This is a genomic window from Pseudorhizobium halotolerans (assembly GCF_902153235.2).
In the GTDB taxonomy this organism is placed as follows: Bacteria; Pseudomonadota; Alphaproteobacteria; order Rhizobiales; family Rhizobiaceae; genus Neorhizobium; species Neorhizobium flavum.
The window spans coordinates 184,828-201,486 of sequence record NZ_CABFWE030000016.1 but is presented as its reverse complement, the minus strand read 5'-3'; the positions used below and the strand labels follow the sequence as shown (position 1 = coordinate 201,486).

Sequence of the window (16,659 nt, the reverse complement as noted above, 5' to 3'; positions counted from 1 at the left end):
ACCATGCGCTATGCCGAGCTTCAGGTAACAACGCACTTCTCCTTCCTTCGAGGCGCAAGTTCTGCGGAGGAGCTGTTCGCGACGGCGGCAGTCTTGGGTATCGATGCCATTGGCGTCGTCGACCGCAACTCGCTCGCGGGCATTGTCCGGGCATGGGAGGCCACCAAAACGACGGGCGTGCGTCTGGTGGCTGGCTGCCGTCTTGACCTCGCCGACGGGATGTCTCTGCTGGTCTATCCGACCGACCGTGCTGCCTATTCCAGGCTTACCCGCTTGCTGACGCTTGGCAAAAGCCGGGGCGGCAAGGCCAGGTGCATCCTCGACCTTTCTGATGTTGAGGCCTACAGCGAAGGCTTGATCGCAATCCTCGTTCCCGACGAGGCGGATGATGTCTATGTCGGGCAGCTCCGAAAGGTGGCGACGATCTTTGGCGACCGTGCCTATGTCTCGCTTTGCCTGCGACGACGGCCGAATGATCGACTGCGGCTGCACAACCTGTCGAACATGGCTCAGCGCCACAAGGTGAAGACGGTGGTGACCAATGACGTCCTTTTCCACGAGCCTGGCCGCCGCCAGCTCCAGGACATCGTCACCTGCATCCGCAACCGCACCACCATCGACAGTGTCGGCTTCGACCGTGAGCGGCACGCTGACCGCTTCCTGAAAGCGCCCGACGAGATGCACCGCCTGTTTGCGGATTACCCGGAGGCGCTGGCAAGGACCCGCGAGATCGTCGAGCGCTGTCGCTTCGACATGGGCGAGTTGCAATACCAGTATCCGGAAGAAGCCATCGTACCAGGTCTGGATGCCCAGCAGTCGCTGACGAAGTTCGTATGGGAAGGGGCGGCCGAGCGCTATCCGGAAGGCATTCCAGACAAGGTCAGAAAGGCGATCCTGCACGAACTCGACCTGATCCGGAAGATGAACTATGCGCCATACTTCCTCACCGTCTACTCCATCGTCCGGTTCGCCCGCTCGAAGAACATCCTTTGCCAGGGCAGGGGCTCGGCTGCCAACTCCGCTGTCTGCTACTGTCTCGGGATCACGAGCATCGACCCGGAAACAAGCGATCTGTTGTTCGAGCGGTTCGTCTCGATGGAGCGAAACGAACCTCCCGACATCGATGTCGACTTCGAGCACAACAGGCGTGAGGAGGTCATACAGTGGATATACGAGACCTACGGCCGCTCGCGTTCTGCGCTTTGCTCTGCGGTCACCCGCTACAGGACCAAGGGCGCATTGCGCGATGTGGGCAAGGCGCTGGGTCTGCCCGAGGACCTGATCAGGCAGATCACATCCGGGGTCTGGGGGTGGTCGAAGAACGGCATCGGGGAAAAGCAGCTCGCCGAGAACAACATGAATACGTCGGATTATCGGCTGCGTCTGGCGCTCGATCTCGCTTCACAGCTCGTGGATACTCCCCGTCACCTTGGCCAACATCCGGGTGGCTTCGTGCTCACCCAGGATCGCCTCGATGATCTCGTGCCTATCGAGCCTGCCGCAATGGAAGACCGTCAGGTGGTCGAGTGGGACAAGGACGACATCGACGCGCTGAAGTTCATGAAGGTGGACGTGCTGGCGCTTGGCATGCTGTCCTGCATGGCGCGGTCCTTTGAACTGTTGGCAGAGCACAAGAACGAGGCCATGGGGCTGGCGGATGTTCCTCAGGAAGACCCGAAGACCTATGCCATGATCAGGAAGGCAGACACGCTTGGCACCTTCCAGATTGAGTCCCGGGCACAGATGGCGATGTTGCCAAGGCTCAAGCCCCGCACCTTCTATGACCTTGTCGTCCAGGTCGCCATCGTTCGGCCGGGTCCGATCCAGGGCGACATGGTGCATCCGTATCTGCGCCGCAGGGAGGGCAAGGAGCAGATCGAATATCCGACACCGGAACTGGAGGCGGTGCTTGGCAAGACGCTCGGCGTGCCGCTCTTCCAGGAGAGCGCCATGAAGGTTGCGATGGTCTGCGCAGGGTTCAGCGCAGGCGAGGCTGACCAGCTTCGGCGTGCAATGGCGACCTTCAAGTTCACGGGCGGTGTCTCGAAGTTCAAGGACAAGCTCGTCGACGGGATGGTGAAGAACGGCTATTCCAGAGACTTCGCGGAGCGCACCTTCACACAGCTTGAAGGCTTTGGCTCCTATGGCTTCCCGGAAAGCCACGCCGCCTCGTTCGCGCTGATTGCCTATGCCAGCTCCTGGGTGAAGTGCCACCACCCGGATGTCTTCTGCACCGCGCTCCTGAACTCGCAGCCAATGGGCTTCTATTCGGTAGCGCAGATCGTCCAGGATGCCAGGAACCACGGCGTGGAGGTCAGGCCTGTCTGCGTCAACGCCTCCCGTTGGGACTGCACGATGGAGGAGACGAACAGGCCGGGTCGTTTTGCCGTTCGTCTTGGGATGCGCGTGGTAAAGGGGCTGCCGCTCAACGATGCCGCCCGGATCGTGCTCGCCCGTGCCGAGCAACCCTTCGAGAGCGTCGACGACATGTGGCGGCGTTCCACCGTGTCGACCGCCTCACTGGTCAAGCTGGCCGAGGCTGATGCTTTCCTGCCGTCGCTGAAGCTCGAACGTCGACAGACGCTCTGGAACATCAAGGCGCTGCGTGATGAGCCGCTGGAGCTATGGGCAGCCGCTGCAGATCGTGAAGCCAAGTCCGTCATGGAGATGCAGGAACCAAACGTGGTGTTGAAATCGATGACGGAGGGCAGGGAGGTCGTGGAGGACTATTCCCACACAGGCCTCACTCTGCGAGCCCATCCCGTATCCTTCTTGCGCCCCGATCTTGCGAAAAAGCGGATCGTCACCTGCGCCGAGGCTATGGCGGAGCGCGATGGGCGGTGGCTCTGGACCGCAGGACTGGTGCTTGTCCGCCAGAAGCCTGGCAGCGCCAAGGGTGTGATGTTTCTGACGCTCGAAGACGAGACAGGCATCGTCAACGCCGTGATCTGGCCATCGCTGTTCGAGAAGCAGCGGCGGATCGTCATGATGGCGTCGATGATGGCCATCCATGGCAGGATACAGCGCGAGGGCGAGGTCGTGCATCTCGTAGCACAACGGCTGTTCGATTACTCCGGCGACCTTGCAAGCCTTGGTGACCGTGATGGAGAGTTCCCCCTGCCACATGGCCGCAGTGATGGTGCCAAGCGCGGCGCTGCCCCCGATCCGGGTGACAATCAGATTCCCGTCATGGCGAACAGTGACATTTATATTCCGGACCTGCACATCGACACGTTGAAGGTGAAGTCAAGAAACTTTCAATAGCATGCCTTTGGCGGAGGGTAGGACAGCTCTGACTGACAGCTGCTTATGGATATTCTGCGGAATAGCATTGTGCGGCGTCCTCAAACTCAATCGCACTGTTTATTTTCACGTCATCGATGGACAACGATAGCGGCTCACCGTTCAGCGTCAGACTTCCATCCTCCAGAACCACAGTCGAAATTGGGACGTCTTTCACTGTGCGGTAAGATGCTGGAAAACCGGAAACTTCCGGGGACTCGTCGTCAGTGTCTTCATCTTCTTGAGCTTCGAAAGTTGGAACCGCGTTTGCGGGTATACCATCCGCCCATTCTGCCACGTCGACCAAAACTGTCTCATACGTTGCCTTCCTAATCGCAATCAGATCGTCATGTTGTGCAAGTGAGAGCCAAACGTATTCCCTCCCAACGATGACGTTGGGAATCTCCCGGTAGTGTCCGCCATCTATGACGTAAAGTGCAGAGGATAGTTTCTTTTTTCGATCAACAACGAAAAGCGGCCCCTTAAATGCGTTGACGAATGAAACGTCACCGTCTTCGATTTCACAGTAACCATTTTCTTCAGTTTCGGCGATTTCGCCAGGGAGGAAATTTAGCTTGATCTTCCCAATGCTAAACGTTGAACCATTTTGTTCCAGCCAATTTTGGTGAAGCTTTCCTGCGAGCACGAATATTTGCTCGTTCTCTTGAGAAAGAGGAGAATCCCACTCATCCTTGATAAGTATGCAGGTAAGCTTACCCGATAAGTCCCTTTCACATTCTTCACTTGAGTAATATTTAAGAAACTCTCTCCATCGGTCGTTAAGCCAAGCTCGTGATGCGTTTTCTGCTTCGGTAGGTCTTAACTTTTGTATGGTCCGATTGCGGTCGCTCTGAACTTCGAGTTGAACAGACTTGTATGTTCCGGTGTCGAAAAGCGTGACACGATAGACGTGTATTGGCACACTGGGCCCTGCATGTGCGGCAATCGAGAGGATTTCCATGATGCCATCACCGTTCCAATCGGTGACGCCGAAGTACTCGTGGTAGTCGGCTGCAGAGAATGCCTCCCCTACCTCGGGTGGAGGTGACGCGATGTTAAAAGCGTAGGTTCCGGTCGGATATTCTTGGTAGGTGTCGCCGTTGCCAACTAACAGAATGGCCTGCGCTGTTCCGCTGCCCCAGGGACACGCCTGCTCATCATAGAAGGGTAACTCATCCTCATCGTCATCGAGCGACGTGATGCATGGATCATGTCTGGCGGCATCTGAAGTCACCCATGTTGCAATCAATTGGTTCGGGTTGCCAACGTTCCTGAAAGGGATTGCGATCTGTACGCGCGCCCCGACCACCTGCCGCGCCAAGGCCAACGCCCTATCTGTGGAAATGTTGTCTATATTGGTCCAGGCACGCTTTACCTCAGTCCAGACTGGTCCGAGAAGCAAAACCAAGCCAACGGATATGATCCCAACCGTCAGCTTTACAACATGTCTGCGAATTTCGGCAGCAACCTCAGAAGTGAAGCCAACTGCTAAATGAAGCGCCCGCTGCAGCGATTGTTTCATAGTCTCCATGATAAACCAGTGCCATTGCCTAAGGCGCTGCCGCCCCCGCTCGCTTAAAGTACATGCTAGGCTTTATCGGACTGAGACATCAGCTACTTCCCTTAGATGCGCGGTAGCGTGGTGTAAGGAACTACCATCTCGTTACTAAAAATTCCTGGATCGAATTTCGGGCTCTCAGCAACTAGTGAACGTAGGTCATGATCTTCATAGATAGGAGTTGAATGCAGTACGATGCTTCGCCACTTGCTCTCGATCTTGTTCAACTCGGCAGAATATCCTGCGCTAGACGTCGCATTGGGTTGATCTGCCAGTTGCGCGGCCATCTCACCGGCTCTTAGAGCGGTGGCTACCGCGAGTTGTTCGTTTCCGAGTTTGAAAAGTGCATTTGCTGCGTTTTGATTGGCCCACGCCTCCGAAATGTCATTCAAGCCGGTGCCTACACGCGATGCGGTCGCGTACGCAACTGCCTGGTAGCGCGCAGCGTCTGAGGCCTCATAGCTCTTAGCATTGCGGTAGATGTCCACGCCAGACACGCCTACCGAAACTGCTTTTTTTGAGAGGTAGGAGACGAGGGCTGTGTAACCTTCAGGTGAGATGGTCTCTAGAGGTAACGCTGTGGCCGCCTTTGTTGCTTCAAACCATTGCTCGGTGCTTTGAATATCAGTGTCGATAGGCCGATCACCCATCAAAGCTACCTCGTAGGCAGCTTCCTCTAATACTCTTTGTAAATGTGCTAGTATCGCGCTGTCATCAAGCAATTCTGCGTGCTGACGATCCGTGGAATGCGGATATTTCTTGTGACCGATAAGGTTCATTCCCCGGGGCTCACCAGACCAATACGGGACGGTTCCATCACCCTTGCCTAACACTACTTCCAGCTTGATCGGTTTACTCGGTCGAACGATGAGTTTCACGGCGTTTGCGGTTTGTGACGCAAAGTCTTTTGTCCGGGGGTCCTTTAATTCCCCAACAATAAAGTGCATCCTTTCAGAGACTGGTGGCGGAAACCGATACTCGATCAACTCACAAACAATCTCGGACGCAGCAGCGATGCGTTTCTCAACTAAAGCCAATGCTTCGGCTCTCGAAATTTCCGATGGAAGTTCAACAGGGATTTGAAGCGCATGCCAGCTCTCGATTGTGTCGAGGAACACCGGTACATCTTGTCCCGTTCCCACGTCCTTTGAGACGTACATCGCCGCATTCTCGTCGATACCCGCACAATCAGGACCGGCTATACTGGCTGCGGGTAGAAGTTCGTAGGCGCTTTCGAAAGTTAATGCATCAGAGGCCATTCGCGCTGTGAAGAGCCATGAATAGATGGGGTTGCGGTCTAATGCCGTTTCTCCATTCAGGAGGGTCTTGATTGGCTCCAGCGAACCAGCGTGGGGTGTCCCGGCGAAGTTGAAGCTATTGATACTGTCAATGCCAATGCCTTCACATCTCGTTTGCCTCTTTCCCATGTGGTCCTTGATCCAGTGCCTTAGAACAAGGCCGCCCATTGAGTGAGCGACAAAGACCAACCGCTCGCTCTTTCTGATGTCGGGAAACCGTTCGCATAGAAAGTCGTTTAGTTTCGCCGCGCTGGTTTTGTTCGATAGTCGCCAATCGTATGGAAAGACCAAAATATTTTGGCCAAGCTGCTGAAGGTTTTGGCGGATGCCAGAGTAACCTCTGACAGTCCCCCCGACTATTCCTACCTCGAACCGAACATCCTGGAAGAGAGAAGCTTTGAGTTCTGGAAAACGCTGAACCGATAGCCCTTTATCTCCAATCCCGTTCTCGCCCCAAAAGACGTTCCCGTCGTCGTCCTTCAGAATGGACCCATATATCCCGGGAATGAACACAACAGTAACGCCGCTGTAGCCTTTCAGATAGCTTATAGCCTTAGCGCCGGTCGAGTTTGCACACAGAGCAGCAGCTAACGTCAACGTGTAGATTAGGCTATGAAACAAGCGCATTCTGTGCCCCCCTGGCAAAGAAAGCTGGCTCCCCGTCTATCATCGAAATTCTGCACCGCATTTGGCTGTAAATCAACTCATTCAGCGGATTGCGAGCTTTCTTGCGCAAAATCCAATTGCTTGGGCTAGCGCGGTAGGTGGACTGCTCTCACGTCGTCTGTCTTCGTACCTACGCCGAGCGCGGCAGCTTTGCAATTGCTGGGTCGAAGATGAATGCTGCGGCGGTAACGAGCGTCAGGAGGATATCGAAAAATGCCGTCAACAGACATCCCGCCTAAAAGTCTCGGCTAGGCGGGCGACTTCATCGGCGTCCTCTCCCACAGCTCTATAGCGGAAGTCGATCTTACCCTCGCTTTCGATGGCGGAAAGGATTTCAAATTTCACTTTTAACGCTGCAACCTGCTCTATGAACTGCAGAAGTCGCTGGAGGCCCGTTTCTGATAGCCAAACCTCAGCGCCTGGTCCAAGTGTCGATGGCGCGATCAGCGCAAGGGTCTTACGGTAATCGAGGCGTGTTTCGATTTTGGGGGCCTGTTGCATGATCGTTCTCGCCAGTCCTCGGTCAGACTTCGACGACAAAGCTTGTCTTGAACCCCGTTTCGTCCCATTCGCGCCGATAGCCGCGTGGGTTGCAGAGCACTTTAGTTCGTCCTTCCTGATAATCTAGGAAGTGATGGACATGGCCATGAATCCAGAAGTCAGGTTTTGTCTTATGGATCAGGTCCGACAGGTCAGATGCGAATGCGGCGTTGCTTGGTCGGCCCTTGAAGCGCGGGTGAAGTGACCTTGGCGAGGGAGCGTGATGTGATAGGACAACCGTCCTTCCGGGGAACGGCTCGGCGAGTTCTGAAGATATAAACTCGCGGCTGACAGTGTGCCTGGCTATCAGTTCCCTGGCTGTCAGCACACCCGGCATCCCGTCAGAATACTGGTCCGACGGGGAGATTGCATGGAAATCAAGTATAGACCGCCTGCAGTAGTCAATGGCTAAGGCTCGTCTATCAGCGAGCGGCAACTCGCCATCTGCCACGCCATGCTCAATCTCGAAGTCGGTCCAGAGCGTCGCACCTATGATGCGGACGTCTCCGACCACAAGAGTTTCATTTTCCAGGATCGAGACTCTGCTGTTGAGCCGATGTTGCGCCGCAGTCCTGAGCGAAGCTTCAATCGTGCTCCCGTAACAGTCATGGTTCCCGAGAACTGCCACTACTGGCATGTGCGGACTAATATGCCGGGCGAGGTATTTGATTGACAATTCGACGGAGTTTGAGATGTCTCCAGCGCAGATGCAGACGTCCGCGTCAGGGATCAGAAGTCGATCTGACCGAAAAGGTTCTAGATCAATTACGTGAAGGTCACTGATGATCCATGCTTTCAAGGGACATTCCCCTGTCTTGATAAGCTTGTTAAAAGGCAATGCGTTACGGTGGACAATCCGGCGGTGAAAACGACACCTTTTCGTTCAAGTGCTCATTGAAGAGCGGCTTGGACTTCGCGCCTAAGGAGGCCGCCAGCTGCTCTGGAGGTGGGTACTGTTACCGAGCTTAGAAGCTCCTCCAGTCGATCTCCGGACAATCTTCCCTCTCTCTGTAGGGCAGTGGCAAGCGCCAGTATCGAGTCCTGGTGGAGCTGCAACGCTACCTTGGCTCTCTTGTACTCCCTGCGCAGAAGCGCGTTGACTTCCCTCAGAAGCGGAGGAAATTTTTCGAATATGCCAGCGTCAGCCGCATCTATGAGGTCGACGGGTAAGACGTGAAGCGAACGACCCATCGCAAATTGACCCACAATCTTGATCGCTCGTGCAGTTGCGGTGGCGAGATCGCTCCGATTGGTACCGCCAGAGAGGGTTGACCTGTCGCCGAGAAAAAGTTCTTCCGCAGCCATGCCGCCGAGTGACATAGCAATCTCGTCGCACATTGCCGTCTCGGTTTCAATTTGAAGATGGGCCGCCGTGACCACAACCCGGCCGTAGGCCTCGTCGAGGCCGCTACCTCTAAAGTGATGCCCAATCGCAATTTCGACGAATTCGATGTCTCCAAGGTTGAACAGCTTGGTCAGGACCGCATGGCCCGCCTCATGAATGCAAACTCTCCAAATGTCTCGCTCATCCGGTGAGGCCTCAGGTGGTAGTTCACTCAACAGATCAGCAGGTGTCACAGCACGGCCCTGTTGTCGGGCACGCTGCCTGACCCTGCGGCTGAAGTGTTCAATGTCTGCTCCTGTTGCTCCACGGAGACGTCGTGCCGCCATGGCAACCAAATCAACATCCGCCTCCGGAAGATAGAACCCCATTATCTGTGCACGAGCGGTAGGGGTCGGGCGAGACAGCTCGAAGTGCTTCTCCAGCCGTCCCGGCCTCAATAGCGCGGGGTCTATGCGTTCAGGGAAGTTGGATGCGCCGATGACGATGACTCCCTCGCGCCCTATTGTGCCGTCGAGAGCTTCCAGAAGAGCGTTGACGACCTCCGTGCAGTACTGCGCATTGTCACCGGAAAATTTCCGACGGTCGCCAACCGCGTCCAACTCGTCAATGAGCAGCACAGATGGCGCGGCGCTGCGCGCCTCATTGAAGTCCGCATACATTGTGCGCAACAGATCGCCAAGATGCCCCGCGCTCTGCCACTGGGCGAGCGATCCAGCAATAATGGGCACACCCAGGTGATGCGCGGCCGATATCGCGAATGAAGTCTTTCCTGTTCCGGGAGCACCGTACACGAGAACACCCTTATCTAGGTCCTGCCATCGAAGCCGACCCTCCTGCCATGCCGTTAGGTCATCCCGCAGGTGCTTCACCCAATCCCCAGCATGGTCGAAAGCTTCGATGGGGAGAACCTTACTTGATGCGGCAGTTTTAACGATCAGACGTTTCAAGCGATTGATCGCGGGAGTTGGAGAGCGGCCTCGTCGAAAGACTGCATCAATGAAGGTAGATGGTTGTTGCCTGAGAAAATCATTGTCCTCGGTTGACGCCGTGTCGGTTGCAAGCAGTCGCGCAAGCGCTGCTAAGTCTCGATCTGTAGCAGGGCTAAGATTTAGAACTGCATCTGCCGCCGCCTCCACCTCGGGGTGAAGTTCCGCACCTTGTCTGGCGAATAACACCACCTTGGGGTAGGCCAACTGCACCTGCGGGCTGAAGTCCCATTGGCCCTTCTTGTTCCGGCTGGTGGGATGACTGAACCAATTGATGTAGTTTGGCTTCTTGCTGCTCCCTTCAAAGCACACCTCCGCGAGATATTCGAGGTCGGCCAGCATCCACGTTTTGGGGATTAGAACGAGTACGACTGAGCTTTGGCTGGTGAGGAATTCGGGGAAACTTTTTAACGCCCTTACCAAGGCACAGTAGCCAAGGAATAAGCGTGGAGCCTTGCTGAGTGTGGCTTGACCGCCATGACGGTTGAGGGAGAACCTGTGTGTCTTTGCAGCTACTCGGAACTCCTCTGCTGCTTCCCGGAACTTTTCTGCTGCCTCTCTCAGCTTTCTCTTTTGGATGCGAGAATTCATTGAGGTGTCCCAGGCAGCGCAACAATCGCTTTGCCGAGCCGGTACCATCTGTTTTGAGAGCGGGCGAGCCGCTGTTCAAGATTCCAGAAAACGATCTCGGTTGAAATCCCGACATGCCCATCCTGAATGGTTGGATGCCGTTTCATCTTACCGATGATCGCTGGGACGGCCCGTCGCGCGACCGCCCACTCTGAGACGGTTGTCTCCGTATCGATCACCGTAGGGCCTAGATCGAGGTAGAACTCCAAATCGTCAGCGAGCTTACGGTAGGAGGCAATCATCTCACGTAGTGATTGAGAGGGTGCATTAGGAAGATCAGACATGGACGCCTCGCTGATTCTGAAGCCGATGATCGATATGGCTTTCGCGTGTATCGATTTTAGACAACGAGTCGCGCAAAATGTCAATTTCAATGTCGAAAATCGACAAATGTTGACATATTCTCGGCGCGTGCGTTCTTCAGCCTATGAAGATCGATTTTTCTCCCGAGATTTTGCGAGCTGGGCGAGCCCTTACGGGCCTGTCACAGGAGAAGTTCGCTGCCGAAGCGGAAATTGGCGTTGTGACACTTCGAAGTATAGAAAAAGGAAGAAAGCACGTGTCAATTGAGATGATCGAGAGGTTTGTTAACGTGCTGGAACGCTATGACGTCGAGTATATTCAGCCAACGGCAGAGCATGGGGCGGGCGTTCGGCTCGCGAAAGGGAAGAGAGCTGCTATCGCTTTGTCTGAGCGGAGGCGTCAGCCAGAGTAAGAGGGCCGGAAAAGCTGCTTCACCGCGCTAATGACGTGGCGAAGGGGAGACTTCGGAGCGCGCTTTGGTTCATATAGGGATGCAGCTACCCTAATTTAGGTAGCAGTATCGTATGAGTGCGTCGAGCAGGGCTGTAGCGGTTGGAGATGAAAACCCATGTGGGCCCTCATCTCCAATGAATTATTCCATCCCAAGAGCGGCCATATATGTCTGAAGGATTGTCTCCTCCTCCAGGCGCTCGTTGGCATCTTTCTTTCTGAGACGGATGATCGTCTTCATCGCCTTAGTGTCATAGCCCCGGCCTTTCGCTTCGCCGAAGACATCTTTTATGTCATCTTGGATCGTCTGCTTCTCTTCTTCGAGTCTCTCTATCCGCTCGATGAATTGACGCAGCTCGGCGGCAGCAACGTTCTCTGTTGATCCCTGACCTTCTGCAATATCCATAGCCATTTCCAACTCCATTCAGCCGCAGCCTTTCCCGCAGCGTAGTCAACAATGCTCACCGGTAGACGCAGCGCCCTGATTCCCGTCTTAAGGCGCTGATATTTCGATATAAGTTTGGTTACAGTATGGAGTCGCTGAGTTGAAAGTCATCTGCGATCGTCTTCTTTTCTTCTTCCAGTCTTTCGATGCGCTCGACAAATGCGCGGAGTTGGTCGCGGGCGACGCCATGAGCATCAGACATCGAGGTCTCCTGTAGTGCGGGTTCTGCAGATTGGTTCGTCACCTGCCGCGAAGGGCGGCCGAGGTCAAGCCGAATCGACGGCGGCCTCAGTGATCAACAGGCTTGTTTCTCTCAAATGCGGCTTTTTGATCGTCGGATGCTTCATTCTGGTGGAGCTTCTTCCACTCCTCGTAGGGCATGCCGTAGATGGTCTCGCGCGACTGGTCCTTGCTCATTTCCACGCCCGCAGCGATGGCGGCGTCGCGATACCAGTTGGAAAGGCAGTTACGGCAGAAGCCGCCGAGGTTCATGAGGTCGATGTTCTGAACGTCGCTGCGCTCGCGCAGGTGCTGGACGAGCCGGCGGAAGGCGGCTGCCTCGAATTCCGTCTTCTGCTGTTCCGTCAATCCGCTCATGGTCTTCTCCCTTTTCAATGTCAGCTTCCGGAGGGGCCGGTTCGCGAGGCAAAGACCCGGTATTCGTGCAGCGCCGGATCGTCGTTCAGCGCTGCGAAGATCGGAGCGAGACGACCGGCCCACTCATCGATGCCGGCCTCGTCGCCGATCAGGTCCTGCCGCACCTCCAGAAGGGCATGCGGCGTGCCGGACGTCATGCAGTGACGGTACATGGTGTCACCACGAAGCGCGCCATCATAGGGCTGGTTGTCGCCGATGACGAGACCTTCCTCCCGGTGCAGCATTTCGAGCAGGGGCCGGACCGCCCTGTCATCGCTGTCCCAGAGGACGGCGGCGTGCCAGGGGCGGGGGACGCCCTTCCAGGCCGGCGTGAAGGAATGCAGCGAGAGGACGAGCGGCGCGCGCCCGCCTGCGCCTGCCTTTGCGATCGTGCGTTCCACCGCGCGGTGATAGGGTCGGTGGTAGGTATCGAGACGCCTCGACCATTCCTCGTCCGTGATCGGGTAATTGCCAGGAATGATGGCGCCGTCGGAAATCTTCATGATCAGCGTCGGATCGTCCTCGCCCCGGTTGGGGTCGATCAGCAGCCGCGAGAAACATCCGAGCACGGCGGGGACGCCCAATTTTGCTGCCAACTGCCGGGTCAGCCCTTCGATGCCGATATCGAAGGCGATGTGGCGCCGAAACGCACTGTCCGGCAATCCGAGGCTTCCATACTCCGGCGGAAGCCGGTTCATCGCATGGTCGGCGAGCAGCACCATGGCGGCGTCATAATCGCCTTCTATGATCTCGAACGGTGCGAAGTCTGGCATGGCAGTTGCGGGTCCCGGCATGGTGCTGGAGGTAGGCTCCGGTTGATCGCATGCAGGCAGCCAAGGCGCAAGCATAGGCTCGCCGAACGATGAGTCCGGACCGCTATAATCGATTAGAGTTGCGTTGACTTTCCACCTTCGAAGGGCGAAGAAAGTGCTTCGCGAATAACCATGGGGTTCCATCGGAAGCCGTGTCGAGATCATCCCGCCTTTCCCTCACCTTGCCGCTGCGTTACGTCCCCGCTGCCGCATTCCTCGCCTCGCTGTGCATCCCGCTGTTTGCCGCCGGTGCCGCCAGAGCGGACTTCCGGGTCTGCAACGGCACGCAGAATCTGGTCGGCGTCGCGATCGGTTATCGGGCGGAGGAAGGCTGGACGACGGAAGGCTGGTGGCAGGTCCCGGCCTCGACCTGCGCCACGCTGATCGAAGGCGAGCTGCAGTCGCGGTACTACTACCTCTATGCCGAGGATGCGGCACGCGGTGGCCGCTGGACCGGTGAGGTCAACATGTGCGTCGCCGAAAACGAGTTCAAGATCGTCGGCGTCCAGGACTGCTTCGCCCGCGGCTACCAGCGCATGGGCTTCAAGGAATACGATACCGGGCGCCAGGGCAGCTGGATGGTACAGTTGTCGGACGCCCCGAGCACGCAGGAAGGCCAGAATTGATGAAGCGTAACCGCAAAGTGAAAATCCTTGCGACCCTGGGGCCTGCGTCATCCGAGGAAGACACGATCCAGAAGTTGCATGAAGCGGGCGCAGACCTCTTCCGCATCAATATGAGCCATGCCAGCCACGACACGATGCGCATGCTGATCCAGCGCATTCGCGCCGTCGAGACAAAGTGCGGTCGACCGATCGGCATTCTCGCCGACCTCCAGGGGCCGAAGCTGCGCGTCGGGAAGTTCGCCGAGACCAAGGTGGCGCTGGAGCCGGGGCAGACGTTCACGCTCGATAATCGTGACGAGCCGGGCGATGCCACGCGCGTCTTCCTTCCGCATCCGGAAATTTTGTCGGCCGTGAAGCCGGGCGACCGCCTGCTGATCGACGACGGCAAGCTCATGCTGCGCGCCGAAAAGACCGACGGGAAGAAGATCGTCTGTACCGTCGTTTCGGGCAACAAGATCTCCGACCGCAAGGGGATCAGCTTGCCCGACACGCTTCTGCCGGTGGGCGTGCTGACCGACAAGGATCGCTCCGATCTCGATGCCGTTCTGGCGACGGGAGAAGTCGACTGGGTGGCGCTTTCCTTCGTGCAACGGCCGGAAGACCTCGCGGAAGTGCGCAAGATCGCCCGCGGCCGCGTCGGCCTGATGTCGAAGATAGAGAAGCCACAGGCGATCGAGCGGATCGACGAGATCATCGAACTGTCCGACGCGTTGATGGTGGCCCGCGGAGACCTTGGCGTGGAGATGCCGCTCGAGGCGGTGCCAGGGCTGCAGAAGCAGCTAACCCGCGCCTGCCGCCGGGCCGGCAAGCCGGTAGTTGTCGCCACGCAGATGCTCGAATCGATGATCAGTTCGCCTGTGCCGACACGTGCGGAAGTCTCGGACGTGGCAACCGCGGTCTTCGAAGGTGCCGACGCCGTCATGCTCTCGGCGGAATCCGCCTCCGGCGATTATCCGGTCGAAGCGGTGGCGACCATGGCCTCGGTTGCCAGCACGGTCGAGCAGGATCCCTATTATTCGAACATCATCTACGCGCAGCGGCCGACGCCGGAAGCAACGGGCGCAGACGCCATTTCGCTTGCGGCCCGGCAAATTGCCGAGACGCTGAGACTGTCGGCCATCGTCACCTATACCTCGTCCGGCAATACGGGCCTGCGCGCCTCGCGCGAACGGCCGCAGGTTCCGATCATCGCCTTGTCGCCGATCGTCCAGACGGCGCGGAGGCTTTCGGTCTGCTGGGGCCTGCACTGCGTCGTCTCCCATGACGCAGAGGATCTTGACGACATGGTCAACCGTGCCTGCCGGATCGTCGTTTCGGAAGGCTTTGGCGCTCCGGGCGACCGCATCATCATTTCGGCCGGTGTACCGCTCGGCACGCCAGGCGCGACCAACATGCTGCGCATCGCCTATATCGGGGCGGACGGACAGAGCGGCATCTGATTCAGGTCAGGAGCGAGGGGCGCTCTGGCCCCTTAAGCGGGACTCGGCCGCGCGGGCGATAGCCTCGAGATCGCGGTCGTGCCCCGCCAGCTTTTCCAGCGCTGCCACGGCCACATCCGGTACGACATAGTCAGGCTTGTGTCCGAGGTTGTCGATCCAGACGAGGTCGGCATGCTCGATATCTCGCTTCAGGCCGACCGAGTGGATCTCCTCGGCGACGATGGCGTCGCGGTTTCCGGTGATCGCAACGGTCGGTGCGGTGATCGAGCTGTATCGGCCCGCCACCTGCTTCACGTATTCGTTGAGATTGGCGACGTCGATTGCGTTGTTGCGGAAGTTGCGGGGGCGAAGGACGAGCGCCGGCGCGCCTTCCGTTACGTATTTCTCCGGACGGGGGTTCGGATGGAAGACGGAGTGGGTCGCTCCATCGATGCGCACTAGCCCGGCCGGCAGCGCCACAAGGCGGCTGAAAAGCCATCCGATGTAGGGCTTCTTTGCCAGGTCGTAATACCAGTCGACGCCGCCCGGCCAGGGATGGGTAGCGGGCGCGAGGAAGAGCAGTCCAGCCGTCTTTTCGGGGTGCTCCAGTGCGAAGCTCGCAGCGATCGCGCCGCCGAAGGAGTGGCCCACGATAATGGCACTTTCGATGCCGCGCAGTTCCATCAGCCGCGCAATGGCATTTGCCTGGCCATCGGGCCAGGCGTTCCGTTCGCTGCCGCGCTCCGAATAGCCGTGCCCGGGCCGATCGACGAAGAGCAGGTCGGCGCGGCCCTCAAGCCGACTGCGGAAGGCCGTCTCCTGATCGCGCAGGTTGCCGCTTGCCCCATGGATGAAGACGATCGGCGGCAGGTCCGCATCCTCGCCCGCAGGGACGAACAGCGAGTTCATGCGGAAGCCGCCGACATCGATCAGTTCGCCGTGATTGGGAAAGCTCTGCTCGATGGCGCGTGCCTTCCAGGCGGTGAACCCGAAGGCGGCCGCGAACAGCCCGGCGATCGTTAAGGGAAGGATGATCATCGGGTGAGGAATCCTCAGGTGCGGCTGCCGGCAAGCTTTTCCTCAAGCTTGATCGCCGCCTCCTGGGCCTCCCGGTCTGCAGGATAGACCGCGAGGTATCGCTGCCACGCCTTCAGCGCCAGTTCGTCCTGGCCATTCTCGGCGAGTATTCCCGCAAGCCCGGAAAGCGCACCGAAGTGACGCGGCTCCCGGATCAGGACCTGGTTGATGTCTGCCATTGCCTTGCGGCGATCGCCCATGGTGAAGTGAAGGCCGGCGCGGCGGTTCCAGACCTCCGCATAGTCGGGCTTGAGGATGGTCGCCTGATCGAGGAAGTCGAGGGCGGCTGCGTTGCGCTTCTCGTTTGCGGCCTTCGCCGCCCACTGCATCAGAAGGTTGACGGTGGCGCTGCCCGAATCATCCCACTCGGCCAGTATCTGGCTGGCGATGCCGCGGGCCTTGTCGGGGTCGCGTTCGCGCTTCAGCGAATCGAAGAGAGCGGCAAGCCTCACTTCCGGTGAGGCCTGCGTGGCCGGGGCGGCGGCAGGTTCGGAAGGCTGCGCCGATGCCGCAGAGGCCGCGGCGAGGACGGAAACAAGGAGCAGGCTGAAACGAAAATGGCGCATGCGGAAATATGTAATCCGCAC

General features: G+C 57.8%; 14 protein-coding genes and 2 pseudogenes. 4 read left to right on the top strand and 12 right to left on the bottom strand.

Annotated elements, in window-relative coordinates:
• Positions 1–3: 3 nt before the first annotated feature.
• A complete protein-coding gene (locus FN060_RS21290) occupies positions 4–3,264 on the top strand; it encodes an error-prone DNA polymerase (protein WP_142589937.1) in 3,261 nt (1,086 codons plus the stop codon).
• 43 nt (positions 3,265–3,307) lie between these two features.
• Here FN060_RS21290 and FN060_RS21285 read toward each other — a convergent pair whose 3' ends face one another.
• The 6 genes from FN060_RS21285 to FN060_RS21260 all read right to left on the bottom strand — a co-directional run bounded on the left by FN060_RS21285 (position 3,308) and on the right by FN060_RS21260 (position 10,589).
• Positions 3,308–4,804 (bottom strand): hypothetical protein, encoded by a 1,497-nt coding sequence (locus FN060_RS21285; RefSeq protein ID WP_142589936.1) that lies wholly within the window; start codon positions 4,802–4,804, stop codon positions 3,308–3,310.
• A 101-nt stretch (positions 4,805–4,905) separates the two neighbouring features.
• Positions 4,906–6,765, bottom strand: a complete 1,860-nt coding sequence (locus FN060_RS21280) for a lipase family alpha/beta hydrolase (RefSeq protein ID WP_142589935.1) — start codon at positions 6,763–6,765, stop codon at positions 4,906–4,908.
• Positions 6,766–7,023: 258 nt separating this feature from the next.
• A complete protein-coding gene (locus FN060_RS21275) occupies positions 7,024–7,305 on the bottom strand; it encodes a hypothetical protein (protein WP_142589934.1) in 282 nt (93 codons plus the stop codon).
• A 22-nt stretch (positions 7,306–7,327) separates the two neighbouring features.
• A complete protein-coding gene (locus tag FN060_RS21270; RefSeq protein WP_142589933.1) occupies positions 7,328–8,143 on the bottom strand; it encodes a metallophosphoesterase in 816 nt (271 codons plus the stop codon).
• A 92-nt stretch (positions 8,144–8,235) separates the two neighbouring features.
• The gene (locus FN060_RS21265; RefSeq protein WP_183949976.1) at positions 8,236–10,266 is read right to left on the bottom strand and encodes an AAA family ATPase; all 2,031 of its coding nucleotides are present in this window, start codon (positions 10,264–10,266) and stop codon (positions 8,236–8,238) included.
• A complete protein-coding gene (locus FN060_RS21260) occupies positions 10,263–10,589 on the bottom strand; it encodes a hypothetical protein (protein WP_142589931.1) in 327 nt (108 codons plus the stop codon). The genes FN060_RS21265 and FN060_RS21260 overlap by 4 nt, the downstream gene beginning before the upstream one ends.
• Positions 10,590–10,732: 143 nt before the next feature.
• Here FN060_RS21260 and FN060_RS23610 point away from each other — a divergent pair, with 143 nt between their 5' ends.
• The gene (locus tag FN060_RS23610) at positions 10,733–11,020 is read left to right on the top strand and encodes a helix-turn-helix domain-containing protein (protein WP_142589930.1); all 288 of its coding nucleotides are present in this window, start codon (positions 10,733–10,735) and stop codon (positions 11,018–11,020) included.
• A 180-nt stretch (positions 11,021–11,200) separates the two neighbouring features.
• Here the strand turns inward: FN060_RS23610 and FN060_RS21250 are convergent, their stop codons facing one another.
• From FN060_RS21250 to FN060_RS21235, 4 genes and pseudogenes are all read right to left on the bottom strand, one after another.
• Positions 11,201–11,470, bottom strand: a complete 270-nt coding sequence (locus tag FN060_RS21250) for a DUF2312 domain-containing protein (protein ID WP_183949974.1) — start codon at positions 11,468–11,470, stop codon at positions 11,201–11,203.
• 133 nt (positions 11,471–11,603) lie between these two features.
• Positions 11,604–11,705, bottom strand: a pseudogene (locus FN060_RS21245) (GapR family DNA-binding domain-containing protein); the annotation flags it as partial.
• Positions 11,706–11,791: 86 nt separating this feature from the next.
• Positions 11,792–12,100 carry a DUF1244 domain-containing protein gene (locus tag FN060_RS21240; RefSeq protein WP_142589929.1) on the bottom strand — a complete coding sequence of 103 codons (309 nt, stop codon included), beginning with the start codon at positions 12,098–12,100 and terminating at the stop codon, positions 11,792–11,794.
• Positions 12,101–12,120: 20 nt separating this feature from the next.
• Complete coding sequence (locus FN060_RS21235) at positions 12,121–12,912, bottom strand: N-formylglutamate amidohydrolase (protein WP_142589928.1); 792 nt, start codon at positions 12,910–12,912, stop codon at positions 12,121–12,123.
• A 272-nt stretch (positions 12,913–13,184) separates the two neighbouring features.
• Here FN060_RS21235 and FN060_RS21230 point away from each other — a divergent pair.
• Both FN060_RS21230 and pyk read left to right on the top strand, forming a co-directional pair.
• Positions 13,185–13,577: pseudogene (locus tag FN060_RS21230) on the top strand (DUF1036 domain-containing protein); the annotation flags it as partial.
• Positions 13,577–15,016 carry a pyruvate kinase gene (pyk, locus tag FN060_RS21225; protein WP_142589927.1) on the top strand — a complete coding sequence of 480 codons (1,440 nt, stop codon included), beginning with the start codon at positions 13,577–13,579 and terminating at the stop codon, positions 15,014–15,016. The pseudogene FN060_RS21230 and the gene pyk, both read left to right, overlap by 1 nt.
• A 6-nt stretch (positions 15,017–15,022) precedes the next feature.
• Here pyk and FN060_RS21220 read toward each other — a convergent pair whose 3' ends face one another.
• Positions 15,023–16,033, bottom strand: coding sequence for an alpha/beta fold hydrolase (locus tag FN060_RS21220; RefSeq protein WP_142589926.1), 1,011 nt, complete (start codon positions 16,031–16,033; stop codon positions 15,023–15,025).
• Between the two features lie 14 nt (positions 16,034–16,047).
• On the bottom strand, positions 16,048–16,638 hold the full coding sequence (locus FN060_RS21215) for a tetratricopeptide repeat protein (RefSeq protein ID WP_425312206.1): 591 nt from the start codon (positions 16,636–16,638) through the stop codon (positions 16,048–16,050).
• Positions 16,639–16,659: the final 21 nt, after the last annotated feature.